Origin of the sequence: Parapontixanthobacter aurantiacus (assembly GCF_009827635.1) — a bacterium.
Taxonomy (GTDB): Bacteria; Pseudomonadota; Alphaproteobacteria; order Sphingomonadales; family Sphingomonadaceae; genus Parapontixanthobacter; species Parapontixanthobacter aurantiacus.
Genome location: NZ_WTYW01000002.1, coordinates 1 through 20,689, shown reverse-complemented (window position 1 = coordinate 20,689; position 20,689 = coordinate 1). Strand labels below are relative to the sequence as shown.

The window sequence follows — 20,689 nt, the reverse complement described above, 5'->3', positions numbered from 1 at the left end:
GATCAGGTATTGACCGTCATGAAGCGATCATTGAGTGCCTTTTCGTAGTAAAAGACCGCTTTACCGGCATTTTCGGCCTTCCACGTGCGTCGAGGGTTGTCGGGATAATAGAAGTACCCGCCACTGAAGGTTTCGTTGCGATTGCCTGACGGGTCGAAGAAGTAAATTGTCTGACCGCGGGTGATGCCGTGGCGCGTCGGGCCGATATCTAGCGAAATATCGTAGCGGCTGATGATGTCCGCAGCGTGGCCCACATCGTGCCACGATTCCAGGTTAAAAGACGTATGATGTATCTTGCCGTCTTCCGGAGCGCCGAGGAACGCGACATCGTGCGCCTTGTTGCTACAGCTGAGGAAGATTGCCATGCGTCCCCCGCTCGCCTCATCGACCAGTTCCTCAGTGATCGAGAAATCGAGAGCATCGACCAGGATCTTGGCTGAAGCAGCGATATCTACCCCGTTGAGTGCGCAGTGATCGAACCGGGTCACACGCATGCCTCGCGGTTCAACCACCCAGACATCCGGGTCGCTGATTGCTGGGCCGGTCTGCGACAGTTCCATCTCGGAATAGAGTTCGAAAACATGTTGCGTTGGAAGTTTGAACCGGATCTTGCGGCCAACACCAGGATCTTCACCTTCCGGAAGCACATCCACATGAACGCCCATATCGAGCAAACGCTCGGCAAAATGATCGAGATCTGTATCCTTAGCGACCTTGAAACCCATCACGTCCATGCCCGGATGGTCGGCTTCGCGCAGGATGATGCTGTGCCTGTCGAATTCATCAAAAGCCTGGAAGAACGCACGGTCGCCCTCGCGTGAGACGAGATTAAGGCCGATACGATCGCGATAATGCTCAATCGCCTCCTCGAGATCCAGAACCCTCAACTGTACGTATCCGGGACGAATAACTCCGGTAACTGCCATGATCGATCTCCTCTCTAATTAAGCCTTGAGGCCGTGTTTGAAGAATTCCGTCACCATCCGGTTGAAGCTCGCCAGGCGTTCAATCTGGACCCAGTGACCACATTCGGAGAACAGATGAAGATCTGCTCGCTTCATCAGGCCGGCCAGACGCACGGTTGAGTCCAGCGGTATTACCTGATCGGCAATTCCATGAAGAATTAGCGTCTCGTGCTCGATATTGCCGATGTCCTCTTCGCGACTGGCAAGCATGGCGACATTGCTCTGGCGATCTTCGCCACCAAAGGTTTCGCGATAGGGTTCCAGCATGCCGGGACGGATGCTGGCCTCGTAACGTGATTGAATTAGATCGTCCGTCAGGCGAGAATGGTCCCAGGCGAGATATTTGAGAGACTCTCTCATCGCTTCAATCGATGGCTCGTATCCCCAGACCTTGTCCAGCGCCGGGGTGATGGGGAAATTCAGACCTGCTGGCCCCATGAGAACTGCACGATCGACCCGATCAGGATGCGCAATCATGAAAGCGAGTGTGACCCCCCCACCGAACGAATTTCCAACCATCGAAATCTTGTCGATACCCAACGCATCGAGAAGGGAGGCCAATTGATCGACCCAGACCTGCTTGTCCTGAATTCGGCCTTTGCTGTCAGAATAGCCAAAACCAAACATGTCGGGCGCGATGACGCGAAAACTCTCGGCAAGGACCGGAATATTCAGACGCCAGTTTGCCCAGGCGGTGACCCCTGGGCCAGAACCGTGAACAAGGAGAACCGGCGGGCCTTCACCGACATCGTGATAATTCGTCGAGGATCCTCCAACGTCTAATGATTGGCCAACTTCTGCGCGCGCGGCTTCTTGGTTCGCATCTACCATGATTTTAAGCCAATCCTTTTCTATTACTGACAGTGCAAGCCGTTCAGGAAGGCAACAACACCAACCTTCGGATTGCCGATCTATTTCACCCTTCGAGATCCCAAGGTATGTCCTGCGGCCTCGACATCAGCAGATTGCGAACATCATTTTTTCGCACTTTGAAGTTTGTCGTCAGCGGAAAGTCTTCTTGTGTGAAGACAATGTGCTTTGGAACCGAGGGACGGTTGAGCTTGTCCCTGCAGAACTCGATCAATTCAGTGTGGCTCAGCTCGGGATGGGAATCAGCGCGATGAACAACCGCTACAACAGCTTCACCCCATTCCGGGTGAGGCAGTCCCACAACGCAAATATCCGCGACACCCGGATGCTTAACGATCACTTCCTCGACGGAAGCGGGATAAACATTAACTCCCCCGGAAATTATGAGAAACTTCTGTCGATCCAGAAGATATAGGTAGCCTTCCTCATCTAGCGAGCCGATATCATTCGTGCGGAGCCAACCCTCACTCTGCACTTCTTGCGTTTGCTCCGGCAGATTCAGGTATTCGGCCATAACCGTGGGCCCGCGAAGCCAAACTTCACCGGGCTCCCCAACGGCCACTGGTTGCCCGTCTTCGCTTCGGATTGAAATTTCAAAATGAGACGCAACTCGCCCGACTGAAGAAAGCAGCTTCGGTTTTGTGCTCAGACCACGCCGATGGTCTTCCGGCGAGAGGAAGGAGACCCCGCCCCAAGTCGTCTCGGTGAGCGCATAGACATTGATCATGTCTTTACCGAAAGTCTCATGCACGCTCCTGATGAGGTGCGGAGAAGCGGGGGAGGAGCCATAGACAATCAAGCGGACGGAGGAGAGATCGAACGGCGTCGCCTTGTTGTCCTCAAGTGCCCATTTGAGCATTGTCGGAGCGAGAAGAAATGCCGTGACCGATTTCTCTTTCACGGTATCGAAGAAGGTGCCCCGATCATAGTCGCCATCAGCAATAATGTGCGTCATTCCATTGCCAAGACCGAGAAACGCGAGAACCACAGCAACCCAGGCATTTCCGGTTGGAAGGAAGAATCGATCATCGCGAACGAAGCCGAATTCCGCCAGCGCATGAAGTATTGTGACAGTCACCGCACCGTGGGTTAAAACAGCGCCCTTTGGCACACCGGTAGTTCCCGAAGTATAGCTGTAGAACAACGGATTTTCGGATGAGAGCAAGGGCATATCCGGCACTGAGGCTACGGCATCCGTCAATGTATCAAGGTCGCTCGCGAAATTATGACCACCGCCGAAACCGATGACCCCAATATCGAGCTCATCGAGAACGTCTCTGATAATTTCAATTTGATCAGTACAAGACGCGTGAACAAAGAGATACCTTGCGTTGGAATCTCTAAGCACATGAATCATTTCAGTAGGAGTGAATCTGCGATTTATTCCCACCCGGATTGCGCCCGTCTTCATGCAGGCGAAGAAATGTTCATAAACCTCAATGCATTCAGGAGCGATGATGGCAGCCGCGTCGCCGACACGGCATCCCATCGAAAGCAGGACGGCCGCAATGCGATCCGAGCGAGCATCCATTTGACCCCAATTCGCTTCGCGGTCCCCGCAGACATAGGCGACCTTTTTCGGATTATTGCTTCCGGTTCGACGTATCAATTCACGCGGCAACATCTGGACATTCACGTCTTCGGTGGCATTTTGCCCCGCCCGATCGCATCCAATGTCCTTGGGGAACTGATCTCTTGCCTCTGAAACTCTTCCCATGACAACCTCGTGTTTTAGTTTTGATGAACAACTTACTTGCTCTATTAGTTATTTGATCGGCATGATTGGAACCAAACCCTGCCGTTCTGAATTTCTTTGAAACTTACTGGATCCCCAATCGTAGGCGCACCCGAACCGTCATCTTCGAGTAACGCGGTGAGCCTGCACCCCTCATCAAGCTCGACGAGAATGGTAGTATAGGGAGGATCGAGTTCCGGATCGTATTTTGTGTGATATATGACGAAAGAATATATCTCCCCGAAGCCCTTTGTTTCCGAGACCTCAAGTGGACCGGCACATTTCGGGCATATCCGCGCGGCATAATCGACCACGCCGCAACCGTCCGCGCATTGCAGGCAACATAGTCGCCCCGCCTCCGCAAGCTGGCGGATCTTGCCCGAGAACGGATCGTCGACTGCATTCGGGATACTGCTACCGCCGCCCGACATCTTTATAGCTCCCTGTGCGGACTGATGGTCATCGCCGAATGATATTCCATCCTTCCGCCAAAGCCGGTCACAAGTCCGATATCGTTCTTGGGCACCTGACGCTCCCCGCCATCGCCACGGGCTTGAACCACGGCCTCATGAACCGGAGTCATGCCTTGCAGATAGTAGGAGGAAAGATGGCCTCCTCCGGTATTTACTGGAAGCTTCCCGCCCGGTTTTGTCGTGCCGCTGGCAATAAGGTCTGGTGCTTCGCCAGGCTGGCACAGGCCATACCCTTCGAGTGCAAGTATCGAGGTGATTGTAAATGGGCTATACAGTTCACAATAATCGTAGAGTGCCGGTGTGGCACCAAGTGTCTCAAGCAATTTAGCTGAAGCAATTTCGGCACCGGTCTGCGTCTCAGGACTATTGCCGGCAAGGTTGCGCGCTCCAGAATGACCTTGTCCGAACGCATGGAGGTAGGCTGGCTGCTTAGGGCAATTGTCCGCTTCGTCCAGCGAACTGACGATTACGGCAACCGCGCCGTTGACCGGAAAGGCACAGTCGAAGAGCCTTAGCGGCTCCACAATCCAGCGAGAGTTGAAGTAATCATCCTCCCCCAGTGGCCCTCTAATAAACGCCTGCGGGTTAAGCGATGCCCAAGCCCTGTCGGCGGAGGCCGCAGCATAGAGAGCCCGGTCATCAGCTCCATAAACATGAAAATACCGCTGCGCAGAAATCGCGAATGCGCCGACCGCGCCATGCAAACCGCTGCTCGCATCCCAACCAGGAAGGCCAGTCAGATCCATCGAGCCAGAATAGGTTTTGGCCGCCCCGGCGCTTCGGACAGGAGCATCTGCGAAAACGCACAAGACATTGCTTGCGCAACCAGCTTCGATAGCGAGCGCCGCATACTGGATCATCTGTATTGCCGAACTGCCTTCTGCCTCAATGCTCGCCAGCAATGACAGATCGCCAAGACCCAGATCGCGCTTAAGATGCAGTGGTAGAACCTCACTTGGCTCGATCGGGCTTCTGTTCAACAGCAGCCCATCAATTATGTCCACTCCCGCTGACCTGTCAGCCAGCGCTGCGAGACAGGCTTGCGCAGCAAGCGCCCTAGGCGAAGAGCCCGGTTCGCGGGAAAAAGTGCTTTGCCCCAGCCCGGTAATCGCGGCCTTCGCTACGAATTTTCTGACTGCCTTCACTTTTCCCAAACCAAGCTCCATAAAAACTAGTCGACGGACCCTAGATGATGAATGAAAGACCCCGCACCGGTCCTTCAGAATTGAGCAGGAGGATGTGCTTGCTGAACATTTTCATCTCGCCATCTCGCATTCGAAGTTTATGCTCGACACGCGCAGGCCAAACTTCCATCTCTTTGTCTGCCTGAATGCGATATTCGTAGAGAATCACATTCGAACGAACGAAATACTCACCATCAGCAATTGTTTCGATTTCAACGTTCGATATGATCCTGCACATACGAGAAGGTGGAACCTGCGCATGCCGCACACCGGTGTTCAACTGGCGGATACGCGTGGCCAGCCTGGTGCGGTTGTCGTTGAGGATAGAAATCCGACCATCATCCGGATCCTGTCCCGCCTCGGCAGGAACCCAGTAATGCATGTCATCCTCCGCCAGAGCCTCCCATTCCGAATAGCGCGATTCGTCTGCGAGACGCGCCTCCTTGAACAAGAATTCTTCAACCCGCAGGCGCTCTTCTATTGTAACCATTTTTCGCAATCTTTTTACTTGGGGAATCAAGGTCGACCTGAATAGTCGCTAGAGAATCCTGAGGCTTCGATATCAAGCGGCGGCAGCAGCAGCGGTCGGAGAACTTTGATCTGGACCCTGCATCACTTGCTTGTAGTGTCGCCAAAACCCTCGATTGGATGTCTCATCGGTCAAATGGCCCACTACGACACCATTATCGTCAGTTACCTCTCTTTCGGCGCCACGGCTGAGATCAAGCCAGCCACCCTTTCCGGCCAAGGCGAGCTGCGTCCGCTCCGCGATCACGCTGTCATCAGCGAGCAAAAATGCCGTCGGACCCAACGCCCCTTCTGATTGACGCAAGATCCGCTGATTTACATCGTCATCCACGCCTTCGAGATACATCGGCGTGTGGATGTGGAGGCATACGCCCGGCGCGACGGGCTCAAACCGAACGATGTTCATTTCCCCGAGGAACAGGTTGGGGAAAATTACCGCATGCGGCGGCCCATCGAGCAATATCTTATCACCCTTTTCCTGACCGTACGCTTCCCTGAGGGCTTTTGAATAAGAAGGATACCTATCCTCTGCACAGCCAAACCATTCGAGCGGGCGGGAATATGACGGCGAAAAGTTCAGCTCAGTGTGACCATTTCCCCAGTCCTTTGCCTCGGATTTCAGACTTTCCTCATCCTGCAGCACCGCTTCGTCATAATTGGATCTGATAGCCTGCGCGAAGGAAGGGTGGACGAAGTTCACATGGTAGCCATCGGTGTCATTCTCTGGAAGCATCTTCCAATTGCAGTTCAATTGATGGCGAACCCAACCGCCTGATAAATTGATCCTCCCTACCGGCGACATCTCGACCGCACGATCGATCAATTCTGTCGCGCGACCCAGATGGTCGCCCAACGATGGCACAGTGGGGTTAAAGCTTGCGAACACGAAACCCTGATAGCTGTCCACTTTCGCGAGACGCTCCAGACCGTGACAAGAAAAATCGCCCTTGAAACCGGCTGGATACGGCACATCAACAAGTCCACCCTTCGTGTCGTAAGCCCAACCATGATACTGGCAGACAAACGCCTTGGCATTGCCACGTTCCTCTTGGCAGATGATATTGCCGCGATGCGCACAGCGATTGACGATGACGGAGATCTCGCCATCACGACCGCGGACGGCAAAAACCGGGTCGCGCCCCACATTACGCCTTACGAAATCGCCCGCCTTGGGAATTTCCGAATCGTGACAAATGAAGACCCATCCATTGCGAAAAATGGAGTCCATCTCGGCCTCGAATACCTCGCTGTCGGTGTAGAGAGTAGAATGTACGCGGTCGTCGAGAATCAGTTCTTCGAAGCGAATTCCTTCGGATGGCCTGGAATTATCTAGCACTTTGAGCCTCCTGTCCTTTGTTGCACGCCGCCTGATGGATGTCGAATCGCTAATCGAGCGCTTGATTAGAAGCTAGGTCGCACCTAACAGCTCGTCAAGGGGCCTCCGCCCGTCACTTGTCGGAGATAAGCGAGGGAAAGAGAGCAACCGTGGCTGAAGCCATTAGTGAATATATCTGTATATTCAGATCGGCAATTTTTGCGAAAAATATCACTATATTCGATTTTTAGGGAGATCGGAATGACGAAGGGTAGCGGGAATCCAGAGAATATCGGTCACCAGGCCAATTATTCACCGTTGACGCCGTTGAGCTTTCTACAGCGCACCGCACAAGTCTTTGGTCATCATGTGGCTGTGATCTTTGAGGAGCGTAGCTGGACCTGGGCGCAATTCGCAAACCGCTGCTACAATCTGGCTGGAGCTCTGGCCGGAAGAGGCGTTAAAAGCGGCGAGAAAGTTTCGATTTTGGCAGATAATATTCCCGCTGCGCTGGAGGCCAGTTTCGGAATTCCTATGGCGGGGGGTGTCATCAATGCGATCAACACGCGTCTTGACCCCGATGCAATTGCTTTCATTCTTGAGCATGCAGAAACGCGAGTCTTCCTCGTCGACCGGCACTATGCAAAGGTTGCCGGTGAAGCGATTTCCAATTGCACACGCAACCTTCTGGTGATCGACATTGAGGACGCGGCGAGCGGCAGCAAACCTACTTTTGCGCAATTATCCTACGAGGAATTCCTGAGCGAGGCGATCACCGATCTTCCAGCGCCCAATCTGAACGAACTTGATCCGATCGCTCTTAACTATACCTCTGGCACAACCGGTGATCCCAAAGGCGTTTTACTTCATCATCGCGGGGCTTATCTGAACGCAATAGGCAACTCGCTTTCGTGGGGGTTGCCACGGTTCTGCGTTTACCTCTGGTCCCTTCCCCTGTTTCATTGCAATGGCTGGTGCTTTCCCTGGACAATCGCATTGCAGGCGGGAGTGAATGTTTGCGTTCGCGGGGTCGATCCCAACGCGCTTCTCGATTTGATTGAGAAGCACAAGGTTACACATTTGTGCGGGGCGCCGATCGTAGTGAGAATGCTGGTCGATGCCGCCAACGCAATCACCACTGAGCGGGCACCCCTCTCCATTATGACGGCGGGTGCTGCGCCCCCCTCGTCCTTGTTGGCCAAGGCCAGTGCGACCGGCTTCGATATCACACATACATACGGGTTGACTGAAGTCTACGGACCCTGTGCTGTCTGTGAATGGCACCCGGAGTGGGATGCGTTATCTCAAGACGAGCAGGCCACGCTGATGGCGCGTCAAGGCGTCGGCTACCCAGTTGTGGAAGAGATAGCTGTAATAAATCCCGAGACAATGCTGCCGGTTCCACAAGATGGCGTGACGATCGGGGAAGTCATGTTCCGAGGTAACGTGGTAATGACTGGTTACTATAAAAACCCCGAAGCAACACGGGAAGCGCTCTCTGGCGGCTATTTCCACAGCGGCGATCTGGCCGTCTGGTACCCCGGCGGCTACGTAGAGATCAAAGATCGTTCCAAAGATATCATTATATCCGGCGGAGAGAATATCTCCAGCATTGAGATAGAAGAAGTTCTATATAAACATCCCGCTGTTTCCGCAGCAGCGGTAGTGGCCGCCCCCCATGAAAAGTGGGGGGAAACGCCACACGCTTTCATCGAAACTGTCGCAAACAAAAGCGCTGACCCCGACGAGATTATTGCCTTTTGTCGAGACCATCTCGCTCATTTCAAATGCCCGACCCGCGTCACTCTTCAAGAGCTTCCCAAGACAGCCACAGGAAAGATCCAGAAATACGAACTTCGCGAGAAGGCGAAGGCCTTGTCACCCTTTTCTTGAATTTCTTGCGTGAGAAATTGGCGAGCGTCTTGTTGAGCGCGGATCGGGATAGAAAGCGATGGCTTCAATCGTCGACGGTCAAGATGGAATGAATGCGCCAGCCCGGTCCTGGACCCTCTACCAGCGCTTGAGCGTGGGGCCCGGTTCCAGGCAGGGTCATTCTCTTGTGCAAGGATGCAGATTGGAAAAATTGCGGATCATGTCAGCCTCGCTGAAGGATGCATGGGTCCGCGCTAGATCTGTAGCGCAAAAACAGTAAGACCCTCTTATTTCTACATCAATCTACGTCTTTCGGCTTGTCGCCGCTCTTCTCCGCAGCACAAAGTTTATGAAACTCTTCTTCATCTAGATTGAGCGCAATTGAACAGAAGAGGTTGGCGGCACTTGCAAGTTGAGAAGATTCTGTGAGGTTTTTTCGGGCGGGGCCCCAATTCAGTGCAGCAAGCATGTAAAGCCGACAACGCTCTGGATCGCTGAGCAGGTACTGATTTGATTTGAGTTCGTTCAGAACCTGCATCCACACCTCGCGATACTGTTGGTTGACTGTGCGCAATCGGTCCCTTGCATCGGGAGAAAGCAATTTCCAATCTCGAAAGGAGACCTCATGAGCTGAACCCAACGGTCCCATTATAGCCGTAAGGTGCGCAAGGGCGAGAGCCTGGAATCTAGACAAGGGGCCCGTTGCGGTTGAAAGATGTTCGTGAACAATTTGCAGTCCAGACTTCATCGCCTGCGAAATTATTTCTTCGAGCAAGTCTTCTTTACTTTTAAAGTAGTAAAAGATGCTGCCGGAGGTCAGGCCCGTAGCATCTGCAATCTGTCTCACTGTAGCGCCCTGATATCCATTTTTCTGGAAGAGCAGCGCCGCCGCCTGTAAGAGCTGTTCACGGCGGAGGTTGGGCTCACTATCACAGGCGAGATTTTGACGTGCCATTATCGGCCTTTCGTATCGCTTTTTGGTCTAGGTGATGCATCATTTAGTGGTCTTTTCAGTCTTGACACGGAAACGGACGAACAGAGCGGAGCAGGAAACCGCCATTGCTCGCGAGATAGAGGCGGGATATTGCAAGGATGTCATACCGGCAATGCACTCATGATACCATCAGGCAAGCTCAATCAGCCATAAATCTACGGCTGCGCCCAGAGGTTCGCGTGAACAAAACACCCCAACCAAGTCAGTCGTCAGAACATCTGGCACAATTCGCGGCGTAAATTAGCGAAGCGTCGGCCTTGTCTGGGGTTGATGTTAGGCGGCAAGCTTGCGGTGCTGCAAGCGCCGATGTGCGATGGTCTTGCGTTTGATCCTTTCTCGTTGTTGGATGATGGCTGGAGCTCTGCCGAAGTAGGCGCCTGCGGGCGTCACGTTGCTCAGGCTCTCATGGTAGCGCTGGTGATTGTAATGCTCAACGAAGGCCTCGATCTGCGCCTGTTGATTTTCGCTGAGATGTGACCCGGGTTGCGGGAGGGTTATTTTCTCCCGGCTTCGGATTTGGTCTAGTGTTGTGTGGTCTCCTTTTTCTGTTTGCTCTTGACAGCGGATGCCTTGAAGCGGAAGCTGTTATTGCCGGTTTCGAAGATGTGGCAGTGATGGGGTCAGTCGGTCGAGCAATGCAGTGGTCATCTTGGCATCGCCGAACACGCTGGCCCATTCCGAGAAGCTCAGGTTGGTCGTGATGACGACGCTGGTGCGCTCGTAGAGTTTGCTGAGCAGGTGGAACAGCAATGCCCGCCTGACGGGCTGAACGGCAGATATCCAAGCTCGTCGAGGATCACGAGGTCGAGCCGCAGAAGCCGCTCGGCAAGCTGGCCAGCCTTGTTCATCACTTTTTCCTGCTCCAGCGCGTTTACCAGATCGACCGTGGAAGAGAAGCGCACCTTTTTGCGGTGGTGCTCGACTGCCTAATCTCCCAGCGCAGTGGCGATATGGGTCTTGCCGGTGCTCGGGCCACCGATCAGAACGACGTTGTGGGCGCCATCGATAAACTCGCCGCGATGGAGCTGGCGGATCATGGCCTCGTTCGCTTCGCTGGACGCAAAATCGAAGGTGGCCAGATCCACGTAGGCCGGGAAGCGGGCGGCCTTCATCTGGTAGGCGATCGAGCGAACCTCGCGTTCGGCTACCTCGGCCTTGAGCAGCTGGGAAAGGATCGGAACCGCCGTACCGAAGGCTGGGGCTCCCTGCTCGATCAGGTCGTCGGCAGCCTGCGCCATGCCGTACATCTTCAGGCCACGCAGCATGACCACCACAGCCGCGCTGGCAGGATCATGACGCAAGGCGAAGATCCTTTCCGCGCAGGGTATCGTATCGTGCCACATTGGCCTTTGGCTCGCGGTTCAGGCTGAGCGCCTGCGGGGCATCGATCACCTCGACACTGCTCGGCTTATCATCGATCAGCCGATGCAGCAGGTTGACGATATGGTCTTGGTGGGAACGTCGGCTTCCAGCGCCAGCTCGACCGCACATAGCACCGCCTGCTCATCGGGATGCAGAAACAGCGAGAGGATATCGACCATCTCCCTGTCGCCGCCGGGGTGCTGAGAAGGTGTGACTGCAACTGGCGGAAGGCATCGGGCATCCCGGTAAAGGGGGCGCCGTCGCGCAGGGCTCCGGGCTTGCGCTGGATTACTGCGAGATAATGCCGCCAGTATAGACTGTCTGGCCCCGCAGATGATGCGCCCGCGTGATAAGCCGCCGATGTTCGCATAGCACCTGCCCTTCGGCGGCGATGACAATACGGTCGGGATAGATCCGCAGACTTACGGGCCGGCTCGCGAAGGATCCTGGTCACGTCTGGAGCTATGACTTCGTCATGGATCGCACGCGTGACGGAAAGGTGTTCCGCATGCTGACGGTGATCGATGAGCACACGAGGCAGTGCCTGGCGATCCATGTCCAACGCAAGTTGAAGAGCGATGACGTGCTGGCGGTGCTCACTGAGCTGTTCCAGCGGCACGGTCCGCCCGATCACATCCGCTCGGACAATGGGGCTGAGTTTACCGCACACGCCGTGCGCGACTGGCTTGGTCGGATCGGCGTGAAGACGCTCTACATCGAGCCAGGATCACCATGGGAGAACGGTTACAATGAAAGCTTCAACGGCAAGCTCAGGGATGAACTGCTCAACGGCGAGATCTTCTACACCCTCAAGGAAGCGGTCATCCTGATCGAGCGCTGGCGCATCCACTACAACACCATCCGGCCGCACTCATCGCTCGGATACAAGCCGCCCGCACCACAAACGATCTTGCATCGCCCTGCTAGACTACCTTACGCTACGCTTCAGGCCGCCCAGCAGGGCGACCATAACCGCCGGAACTCTAACTTAACCGTTGGACCACCCTGATGGGGCAGGTCACAAAGGCGTTAACTTCGGTGATTGGCAGACCGGAGATGTCCCATGTTTCCATACAAGGTTTGACGCTCGGATCATCCCTTGTGCGCTATGCTGCACAGGTGAGGGATGCTGCGATCCAAACCGGAGGAAAGTTTTAGAGCCACGTTCTTGCTCAGGCGGCTCAGTTCGAAGCGCGCTGCCTTTTGACCAGGTCATGCAAACTGGAGGTAATGACGCGCGTTGCCTTGCCGATCTTCACGGTTTCGAGTTCGCCCGTCGCAATCAGCTCATAGAGCTTCGTGCGCCCTACGCCGATCATAAGGGCAGCGTCATTGATCCGGACGCAGATCGGCTCGACGGTTTGATGGCCGCTCATTCTGCTGGTTCCTCTTCACGATAGTGAGCGGGATCGGCAATCCAGCGATTGATGGCAGACTCGTGCCAGCCCGCGCCGTGGATGCTGATCTTGACCTGCGACGGAAACGTGCCCTCTGCGATCTTACGATAAATGGTGGAGCGGGAAAGGCCGGTGCGGTCGAGCACGGTCTTGAGGCGGATGATGCGTTCGGTATTCGACATGGGGCATTCTCTCTTTGGTATCGGCAGCCCCTCTCCGGAACATAATGAGAACTTTTTCTGAAAGGCGCAAGCGCCCGGTTCAGTTGGAATTCGGGCAATTCTTCAACGATTTGCACGATTTGAACCGACTATGGACGGTTCGAGACCTTTACGGACAAACCGCTCCGTTGCCCTTGGTTTTGAGATTTTTTTCGTTCGACGCGAATTTACGGCTGGCACGCGCGAATTTGCGACGGCAGCGACGGATTTCCGCGCCAGCGTTGCCGGATTTCGCGCACGAATCATGTCTTCTTTCGCGCAGTCGGCTTGGTTAGGCGGTTTGATTCTTTGCCAGAACGCTAAGTTAAGCTTAGTCTTTTGAGGTTATTTCAAACTGGACACGAGTTTACACAAGTGGCAAAACACTAAGCATGGCTACGCGTTTGGACAGCAAGCTAAACCAACTCCAGCAGGAGCTCCCGGAAGGACTTCTGGTCGATGCCGCCTGGCTGGAGGCCAATGGCTATTCGTCCGCGCTGCGTAGCCAGTATGTAAGTTCCGGCTGGCTGGATAGCCCAGCGCGACGGGTCTATCGCCGTTCACGCGGGCCTATGACCTGGCAGCAGGTCGTAATCTCGCTCCAGACCATGCTTGACCTTCCACTGACCGTTGGCGGTCGCACCGCGCTCGAACAGCAAGGCTATGCCCACTACCTTTCAGCAAACGTCCAGACAGTTCACCTATACGGACCGACACGACCGCCAACCTGGCTGGGTGATTTGCCGCTCGAAGTGACATTCGCATGGCACAACAGCTTGCGCCTGTTTCCGACAGATGCCGACACGCCGCCATTGCCAAGCCCTACCATGTATAGTGCCGCTGGCGTGCAATTGCCTGTTCGCTATTCGAGCAAGGAGCGCGCCGTTCTCGAATTGCTCGACGAACTGCCCAGGCATGAGAGCTTTCATCAGGTCGATGCCTTAATGGAAGGCTTGAGCGATCTCAGCCCTCGTCGCCTGCAAACTCTTCTCGAAGCCTGCTCCAGCGTCAAGGTGAAGCGGCTGTTCCTGTTCTTTGCCGACCGGCACCGCCATGCTTGGCGATCGAAACTCGACTTGGCCAAGATCGATTTAGGTTCCGGAAAACGGGTTCTGGTGAAGGGGGGTAAGCTCGATCCGCAATACGACATCACGGTGCCCGCCGATCTTGGAGGGCAATAGGAAATGGCCTTCCAGGACGCTTATCGGCAGCAGGTTGCCCTCCTGATCCGCACCATACCGTTCGTGGCGCAAGAGCAGTGTTTCGCGCTCAAGGGCGGCACGGCGATCAACCTCTTCGTGCGCGACTTGCCGCGCCTCTCGGTTGACATCGACCTGACCTACTTGCCGGTCGAGGATCGCGCTTCATCACTCGCCGCTATCGACGCGGCGATGGTGCGGATCAAGGAGCGGATCGAAGGCGGGATACCGGGCGCGGCGGTCGCTCCATCACGTTCAGCAGGCGATAACATCATCACCAAGCTCATCGTCCGCTCTGAAGGTGTGCAGATCAAGATCGAAGTCACGCCTGTCTTGCGTGGCACCGTCTACGACCCCGTGGTCATGAGCGTCGTTCCCGCAGTCGAAGACACGTTCGGTTTCGCCGAAATGCAGGTTGTTTCCTTCCCCGACCTTTATGCGGGAAAGATCGTGGCGGCGCTGGACCGCCAGCACCCGCGTGACCTGTTCGACGTGCGAGACCTGCTGGCGAACGAAGAAATAAGTGACGAACTGCGGCGCGCATTCCTCGTCTACCTCATCAGCCACAATCGCCCGATGGCCGAGGTGCTCGCTCCGACCCACAAACCGCTGGCGGAGGAATTTGAGCGCGGATTTGTCGGCATGACGCAAGAGAATGTCGAGCTTGCCGATCTAGAGGCTACCCGCGAGGCACTCGTCGCCACAATGGTTGGCGAGATGCCAGACGCGCACCACCAGTTCCTGATCGGCTTCAAGCGCGGTGACCCGAATTGGGAACTTCTCGGCATACCGGAAGCAAGGCACTTGCCAGCAGTCTTGTGGAAGCAGCGGAATCTGGAAAAGATGCTGTCTGAGAAGCGGAAAGAGCTGATCGAGGTTCTGGAGAAAGTACTTCTCGGCTGACCGAATATGCGCTTGGCGAAAATCAGCGTGACCTCTCATCCGCAAAATGGCAGGCAGTGCGCATGTCGATTGTCTGGAAAATCATCCGCATTATCGGGCTTTACGTCGCCTCTTTCTTTGTTTGCGTAATAATCGCGGCAATTGCATTGGACAGTCTACCCGATGCGCTTGAAGCATTGTTCGCACTCCTCGCGCCGATTGCTTTTGTCTGGTGGTACGAAAAGCGTCGAAGCGCGCGAGTTGCTGAGACGACCGCCCCTGAAAAGCTGCAATCTCCCCCATTTTCGCGCGAAGTTAGAGCGTCTACGAATTCGAGACCGGATCAGCTAGCTCAGTTTGATCCCCACCTCGGAAACGTGGCACAAATTGCAGCGGAAGCAGTGCCCCGATCTGCAGAACTACAGCGTCGGTCGGACCAAGAAGAGAAGCTTTCGCCTGAAGCAAAGAGGCCAAAGCAAGGTTCATCGGAGAGATCGCAAGGCCATCACCAAGGTTGGGTGCGCAAAGGGCAATCCGTCACCATTGCAGGTCGCACGATCGATGGGATGGTCTATGTCGGCAAACCGCCTCGCATCGGCTCAACCCATTATGGCGAGAGCTGTCGAGCCTACATCGATCCATCGTTGTCCGTCGCGCAGGTTGGATCGGACAGGAATGGCGTTAACATGTCATATTGGCCGGGCTATTCGAACATCCCGGCTGTTTGCCGAGCCACCTATCTAAATTGGCTTGCGGATGGGCGACAAGACGGGACGATCGACCCCGGCTACATGTTCCTGTTCTTTTATGGCTTGGAGCGGCGGTATCTGGTCGAACAGCCATCTGAGGATGAGAAGCAGGAAATCGTAGCGGAGGTTGAGCGCCTCAAGATCCTCTTTTCTCACAACCATTCCGCACAAAGGTATCTCGGTGAATTCCTCAATATCGCCCGCGCGGCGGCACTGGGTGGCTTTTCAACAGACGACCCCACCCTAAAGCAGGCGATTTTGGAGAATCGCAGCTGGGATTTGCCCCTATTGTTGAAGCTCGCCCTCGGAGGCATGATTTCCGAAGGCGAAGCCTTGGACTCAGATTGGGTCCTCCTGTGGTTGCTGTGTTATCCAGAACGCCGCCTCCGCACGCCTGCCGAGCGTTGTGACGAAGAGTTCCGAGCACTCTTCAAGCTTAAGTTCGGAGCGCTGCATCCCGATGGCTTGAAAGTGCGAGCGCCTCGGAAAATGCTGGCTATGACGTATCGCGCCGCCTCCAGCGAATTCAACTGCTCGGTTAATCTTAGCGCGAAAGGCGGCCGAGAAGCTCAAATCCCCAACGTGTCTGATTTGCGGTCGCCAATGCAGAAGGCGCAGAAGATCGCAGATGAGGCTATGGATGAACTCGACAAGTTCAGCCGATATCTTGGACGAAATCCAGATGGTCGGGGGACCATTGAAGCACAGGCGCTGCTACCCGCTGAGCTTTGGAGTCTGTTCCCATCAGACGAGTTGGAAAAACTCAAAGACTGGGCGCGCGAACAAGTAGCCGCAGGCGGGTTGGTCCCAGCACTTGATGTGATCTCGCGCCTAGAAGGAGAAACGCCGGAGAAGCTTGGCAAGCGGAACCTCACCGGCGCAGCAGATGCACTCGCCCGTATCGGATTCGGTATGGCTCCAGACCCAAGATTCTCGCTGCGCGGACCGAAGATCGACGAACCCGTTGTGATCTTCGAACTCGGCGAGCCGGTCGAACAGCTTGAAGACGTATCCCCGGCCTATCGAACCGAATTGTTCGAACTAGCGCTGGCGACCTTCGTCGCACATGCCGATAGCAAAATTGTGGAAGCCGAACGCAGGGCACTCCGTGAAAAGATCGATGCTGTTAGCGGCCTGACTGAGCTTGAAAGAAAGCGGCTTCACGCCAACCTCGAATGGTATCTCGATGTTCCGCCAGACATGTCATGGCTGCGCAGCAAGCTGAAAGATGCGGACGCTGAGCATCATCTAGCCCTGCGCGCGGCAGTTGTCGCGATTGCCCACGCTGACAGCGTGATTCAGTCTGAAGAAGTGGCTTGCATCGAGAAGATCTACAAGGCTTTGGGGATCGATGCTGGCCTCGTTTACGCCGACCTCCATGCTGGCGACGTGCCAGACGGCCCTGTTCGCGTCAAAGCCGCCGAAGCTGAAGCACCAGGCGAACAAATACCGGACGAGCCGAAAGCCAAAGCCGGTTCGCTCGATGCAGCGCGTATTGCCGCTATTCGAAATGACACCGAGCGCGTTTCAAGCGTACTGGGCGAGATTTTCTCGGCCGACGAAGACGTGAGCGACGAGGCCGCCGCAACACATGCTCTTCCATCGTTAATGGCTGGCCTCGATCCCAAGCACGCGATGCTTGTAGAGCAGATAATCCAGCGCGATCACTGGACTGACGAAGAGTTTGACGAGATCGCCAGTAAGCAAGGGCTCATGCCCTCTGGCGCGCTTGAGGTAGTCAACGAGTGGGCTTTCGAGAAATTCGATGAGGCCTTGCTCGATGAATATGACGGATATGACGTATCGCCGGACATAGCCGATACGTTGCGAGCCGAGATGGCGAAGGGGGATTAATTCATGTCGAGACTGAAACCGCGCGAACGCGACGCCATCGCTCAGGCGCTACGCGCCGGTGTTGTTCCCAAATTGGGGCTTCGGCACATCCAGGTTGGACGAGCTCGTGAGATCGAGGAACTCGTCAAGGACATGGACCGGATCGCCGATGGCGGTTCAGCCATTCGTTTCATCATCGGCGAGTATGGCTCCGGCAAGACCTTCTTCATGAACCTGATCCGGCTTGTCGCGCTCGAAAAGGGGCTGGTCGTCATGTTTGCCGACCTTGCCCCGGATCGCCGCATCCACGCGACCGGCGGGCAAGCACGGGGCCTCTACGCGGAGATGGCGCGAAATCTTGCAACCCGTACCAAGCCAGATGGAGGTGCATTGTCGAATGTTGTCGAGCGGTTTATCAGCCAGGCCCAGCACGATGCCGAGGCGCAAGAACAATCGACAGATGACATCATTCGCCAGCGCCTTGCCCATTTTGAAGAACTGACTGGAGGCTTCGACTTCGCGCAGGTGATCCGCCGGTATTGGGAGGGGCACGAAACCGGCGATGAAGAGCTGAAATCGGCGGCGATCAGATGGCTGCGCGGCGAATTTGCAACCAAAACGGATGCTCGCAAGGCTCTTGGTGTTCGCACTATCGTCCATGACGCCAGCGTCTACGACCACCTCAAACTGATGTCGGCCTTTGTCTGTGCCCGAAAGCTGGCAATGGCCCGAAAGGATCGCTCGCAAGGCGGTTGGCGAACCGACCATTTTGGAAGCGGGTATACGGTTGATCCGGTCACAGAACCCGGAAGCGTGGGAAGAATTGGCGGCAGCGCAGCGCATCTTCAGCGCAAACCGTGAAGCCTTCGAACGCTGCATTGAAAAAGCGGGAAAGGTTGAGCGTTCGGTCGGTTGTAAGTTTCAGATCGAGCCGCAAGGACGCCCATGAAATTCCTATCCATTGGTTTCTATCCGGTCTCGAATCTTGCTCGATCCCTTCTCCAGATAGGCTATAGCGCTTCCATTCGCAGGTAAGGCAGGCAAATCGCCTCTATGGTCGCAATTGACGTGTCAATCGCATCCGACACCTCGTTTTCCTCGCCCGCGGTGCGCTTGTTGGCGGCAAACAATGCCCGGCGAATCTTGACCGTGAAATCGCGGTCGGTGCCGTTGTAATCGTCAACGTAGGCGTCGGCGTATGTCCGCACGATATGGAATTGATGGTGCAGCGTCTCGATCGCGTTTTCCAAGTCCTCGCCGAAGAGCGCGCGCGCCATCGGCAGGCAATCCTCTAGCTTCGTCCGATCGTCGAGCAATTGATTGGCCCGCATGTAATAGGCTTGAGCGGTGATGAGACGCTTTTGCTTTTCCTCGACGATGCTGTTTCGCCATTTCGGCTCACTGCTGTTCAATTTTTCTTCTGCTGCCGCTAGCTCCCCTCCAGACATCCATGGCGATCGAAGGTATCCCAGCGCACGCCTCGCGTTGTAGGCCGCGTGCAGGATGACCTCGGCTTGATCCCGATTCCGCTCTGCCAGCTTTTGATGCTTCCAAGCTGACAAGCCCATCCTTGCGGCAGCATAGACGGCGACCGCCCCGCCAAGCGTTCCCACACCTTGCATCATCGTCCCGGTGGCGGCCCAATCAATATTCGTCCAAGATTCCACAAGGCACATCGTCACTCGCCCCTGATTTGATCGCCTGATTGCAGCTCTAGCCTCAATTCAACGATTGAAGAAAGTTTAGCACTTGATCGACATCGTTCGTCACCACGCATCTATAGAGCTGATCGAGCCTGAGCCCCTGATGTCTAATAGACCGGGTAACTCCGGCCTCGGTGAAAAACGCATCGCAATAGCCCAGCGCCGCAGCCGCATGGCCAAAATCGAATAGATCATTTCCGGTCATCGCCTTGCTGCGATAATCCCAACGAAAGAGGGCATTCAGGCAGGCGTGCACATGGATTGTCGGCAGTCGGCTCCGATGCTCCCCGCCTAGCATGGCGTGCACGAGATTCACGGCCATTTGGCTGTTCTGTTCGGAGCGCTCCACATCAGGTCCGAAATTGCCTAGCCGAGCGATAATCTGCCCAAGAATGGGCTCAGCCACCTCAGCGACGCCTCGCAACTCATCCGACAGCACGGATTCGAACGATGTCATTTCCGCCTGATGGACACGATTGCCCTCATTGAGCTTGTCGGCCAGCGCGGCCATGTCGCGGGTCATATCGAATTCGGTGCGATCAAGGCCTCCAGCGACGGCGGCGAGCGGCTGCTGCCAGACATGATCGAAGAACGCCTTTTGGATGGCCAACTGCGTTTCAGGCGGGAATCGATCGTCGCTCACATGGAAATTGCCCATGGTGTAGGCGAGGCGCGTCCACACGCGCGGCAGGGCTGTCGCGTTCGGTGCAAGCGACCAGTGAATGACAGCCTCAAGCTCATCCTCGGTTCGCTCCGGCTCGGGCATCAATGACACGCCCAAGCTCAATTCCTCGATGACCTCCAAAGTCGCCTGGCGACGGGCATCATCACCGATTTTCATCAGCTCCAAGAATGACGTCGCTGAGATCGGGCAAAAGATGCGACCTTGGTGTGCCAGTCGCTCTAGATGATGGACTAGCTTTCTCTCGCGCGGGTCGGTGCGGATGCCGCTGCGGACCTCGCGGGCAATTACCCAAAATCGAAGGTCGAGATAGACCGGCGTGCGCTCGGCAAGGTCATCGCTCAGCGCTTGGCAGCATTTCCCAATGTGCGCCTCGATCGAGACATCGGGATGCGCCATGTGATGCTCTATGGAGGCCATCAAGAGCGAATATCACGAACGGCAACGTGCAACTAACCTTCTCAGGTGGAAGGTAGAGGCGAATCCTACTCGATCTCCCGCTATGACCGAACATTGTCTCTCAATTTGAATCCCGGGTTCGGGCCAAGATGTCTCGAACGGCCCCAGAATGTGCCGGAAAAGCCCGCACATTGTGTGGGGTCAATCGTAGGAACGCTTTTTACAAGTCAGCCAAATTCTGTTTGAAAACAACGCACTGAGGCAGTTGACTGGCGCACCCGACAGGAGCGGGTGATGGTCCTTGATCATTTTCGCCAACATCTTTGGCTTCTGCGATGTTCTGTGCG

The 20,689-nt window shown here is 55.4% G+C and carries 17 protein-coding genes and 4 pseudogenes; 6 read left to right on the top strand and 15 right to left on the bottom strand.

Features of this window, described 5'->3' with window-relative positions; genetic code table 11:
• Positions 1 to 2: 2 nt before the first annotated feature.
• From GRI38_RS08300 to GRI38_RS08270, 7 genes are all read right to left on the bottom strand, one after another.
• The gene (locus tag GRI38_RS08300; protein ID WP_098106020.1) at positions 3 to 926 is read right to left on the bottom strand and encodes a catechol 2,3-dioxygenase; all 924 of its coding nucleotides are present in this window, start codon (positions 924 to 926) and stop codon (positions 3 to 5) included.
• A gap of 18 nt (positions 927 to 944) precedes the next feature.
• Complete coding sequence (locus tag GRI38_RS08295; protein ID WP_098106019.1) at positions 945 to 1,796, bottom strand: alpha/beta fold hydrolase; 852 nt, start codon at positions 1,794 to 1,796, stop codon at positions 945 to 947.
• A gap of 85 nt (positions 1,797 to 1,881) precedes the next feature.
• Positions 1,882 to 3,552, bottom strand: coding sequence for a class I adenylate-forming enzyme family protein (locus tag GRI38_RS08290; protein ID WP_160682566.1), 1,671 nt, complete (start codon positions 3,550 to 3,552; stop codon positions 1,882 to 1,884).
• Positions 3,553 to 3,596: 44 nt separating this feature from the next.
• Positions 3,597 to 4,001, bottom strand: a complete 405-nt coding sequence (locus GRI38_RS14345) for a Zn-ribbon domain-containing OB-fold protein (protein ID WP_119587920.1) — start codon at positions 3,999 to 4,001, stop codon at positions 3,597 to 3,599.
• Positions 4,002 to 4,003: 2 nt separating this feature from the next.
• Positions 4,004 to 5,047: a thiolase family protein gene (locus GRI38_RS08280; RefSeq protein ID WP_237487461.1), complete on the bottom strand. Its 1,044-nt coding sequence runs from the start codon at positions 5,045 to 5,047 to the stop codon at positions 4,004 to 4,006.
• A gap of 181 nt (positions 5,048 to 5,228) precedes the next feature.
• On the bottom strand, positions 5,229 to 5,717 hold the full coding sequence (locus tag GRI38_RS08275; RefSeq protein WP_160682562.1) for an aromatic-ring-hydroxylating dioxygenase subunit beta: 489 nt from the start codon (positions 5,715 to 5,717) through the stop codon (positions 5,229 to 5,231).
• 72 nt (positions 5,718 to 5,789) lie between these two features.
• Positions 5,790 to 7,091: an aromatic ring-hydroxylating oxygenase subunit alpha gene (locus GRI38_RS08270; protein ID WP_199698818.1), complete on the bottom strand. Its 1,302-nt coding sequence runs from the start codon at positions 7,089 to 7,091 to the stop codon at positions 5,790 to 5,792.
• A gap of 240 nt (positions 7,092 to 7,331) precedes the next feature.
• Here GRI38_RS08270 and GRI38_RS08265 point away from each other — a divergent pair, with 240 nt between their 5' ends.
• Entirely contained in the window at positions 7,332 to 8,963 is a 1,632-nt protein-coding gene (locus tag GRI38_RS08265) for an AMP-binding protein (protein ID WP_098106015.1), read from the top strand.
• Between the two features lie 277 nt (positions 8,964 to 9,240).
• Here GRI38_RS08265 and GRI38_RS08260 read toward each other — a convergent pair whose 3' ends face one another.
• The 4 genes and pseudogenes from GRI38_RS08260 to GRI38_RS08245 all read right to left on the bottom strand — a co-directional run.
• Positions 9,241 to 9,897 (bottom strand): TetR/AcrR family transcriptional regulator, encoded by a 657-nt coding sequence (locus GRI38_RS08260; protein WP_098106014.1) that lies wholly within the window; start codon positions 9,895 to 9,897, stop codon positions 9,241 to 9,243.
• Between the two features lie 312 nt (positions 9,898 to 10,209).
• Positions 10,210 to 10,392 (bottom strand): annotated as a pseudogene (locus GRI38_RS08255) (integrase core domain-containing protein); the annotation flags it as partial.
• 65 nt (positions 10,393 to 10,457) lie between these two features.
• Positions 10,458 to 11,237 (bottom strand): annotated as a pseudogene (gene istB / locus GRI38_RS08250) (IS21-like element helper ATPase IstB).
• Positions 11,227 to 11,748, bottom strand: a pseudogene (locus GRI38_RS08245) (IS21 family transposase); the annotation flags it as partial. The pseudogenes GRI38_RS08245 and istB, both read right to left, overlap by 11 nt.
• On the opposite strand from GRI38_RS08245, the pseudogene GRI38_RS08240 reads away from it, so the two are divergent.
• Positions 11,744 to 12,307 (top strand): annotated as a pseudogene (locus tag GRI38_RS08240) (IS3 family transposase); the annotation flags it as partial. The pseudogenes GRI38_RS08245 and GRI38_RS08240 overlap by 5 nt on opposite strands.
• Positions 12,308 to 12,479: 172 nt before the next feature.
• Here GRI38_RS08240 and GRI38_RS08235 read toward each other — a convergent pair.
• A complete protein-coding gene (locus GRI38_RS08235) occupies positions 12,480 to 12,674 on the bottom strand; it encodes a helix-turn-helix domain-containing protein (protein WP_098106764.1) in 195 nt (64 codons plus the stop codon).
• On the bottom strand, positions 12,671 to 12,877 hold the full coding sequence (locus GRI38_RS08230) for a helix-turn-helix transcriptional regulator (RefSeq protein WP_009802104.1): 207 nt from the start codon (positions 12,875 to 12,877) through the stop codon (positions 12,671 to 12,673). Before GRI38_RS08230 ends, GRI38_RS08235 begins: the two co-directional genes overlap by 4 nt.
• 410 nt (positions 12,878 to 13,287) lie before the next feature.
• On the opposite strand from GRI38_RS08230, the gene GRI38_RS08225 reads away from it, so the two are divergent.
• From GRI38_RS08225 to GRI38_RS08210, 4 genes are all read left to right on the top strand, one after another.
• The gene (locus GRI38_RS08225; protein ID WP_098106762.1) at positions 13,288 to 14,076 is read left to right on the top strand and encodes a type IV toxin-antitoxin system AbiEi family antitoxin; all 789 of its coding nucleotides are present in this window, start codon (positions 13,288 to 13,290) and stop codon (positions 14,074 to 14,076) included.
• Positions 14,077 to 14,079: 3 nt separating this feature from the next.
• The gene (locus tag GRI38_RS08220) at positions 14,080 to 14,997 is read left to right on the top strand and encodes a nucleotidyl transferase AbiEii/AbiGii toxin family protein (RefSeq protein ID WP_160682560.1); all 918 of its coding nucleotides are present in this window, start codon (positions 14,080 to 14,082) and stop codon (positions 14,995 to 14,997) included.
• A gap of 62 nt (positions 14,998 to 15,059) precedes the next feature.
• On the top strand, positions 15,060 to 17,579 hold the full coding sequence (locus GRI38_RS08215; protein WP_098106758.1) for a tellurite resistance TerB family protein: 2,520 nt from the start codon (positions 15,060 to 15,062) through the stop codon (positions 17,577 to 17,579).
• A 3-nt stretch (positions 17,580 to 17,582) separates the two neighbouring features.
• A complete protein-coding gene (locus GRI38_RS08210) occupies positions 17,583 to 18,419 on the top strand; it encodes a BREX system ATP-binding domain-containing protein (RefSeq protein WP_237487460.1) in 837 nt (278 codons plus the stop codon).
• A 149-nt stretch (positions 18,420 to 18,568) separates the two neighbouring features.
• On the opposite strand, the gene GRI38_RS08205 is transcribed toward GRI38_RS08210, so the two are convergent.
• Complete coding sequence (locus tag GRI38_RS08205; RefSeq protein ID WP_160682558.1) at positions 18,569 to 19,225, bottom strand: hypothetical protein; 657 nt, start codon at positions 19,223 to 19,225, stop codon at positions 18,569 to 18,571.
• Between the two features lie 52 nt (positions 19,226 to 19,277).
• Entirely contained in the window at positions 19,278 to 20,342 is a 1,065-nt protein-coding gene (locus GRI38_RS08200) for a hypothetical protein (RefSeq protein ID WP_141521573.1), read from the bottom strand.
• Positions 20,343 to 20,689 lie beyond the last annotated feature (347 nt).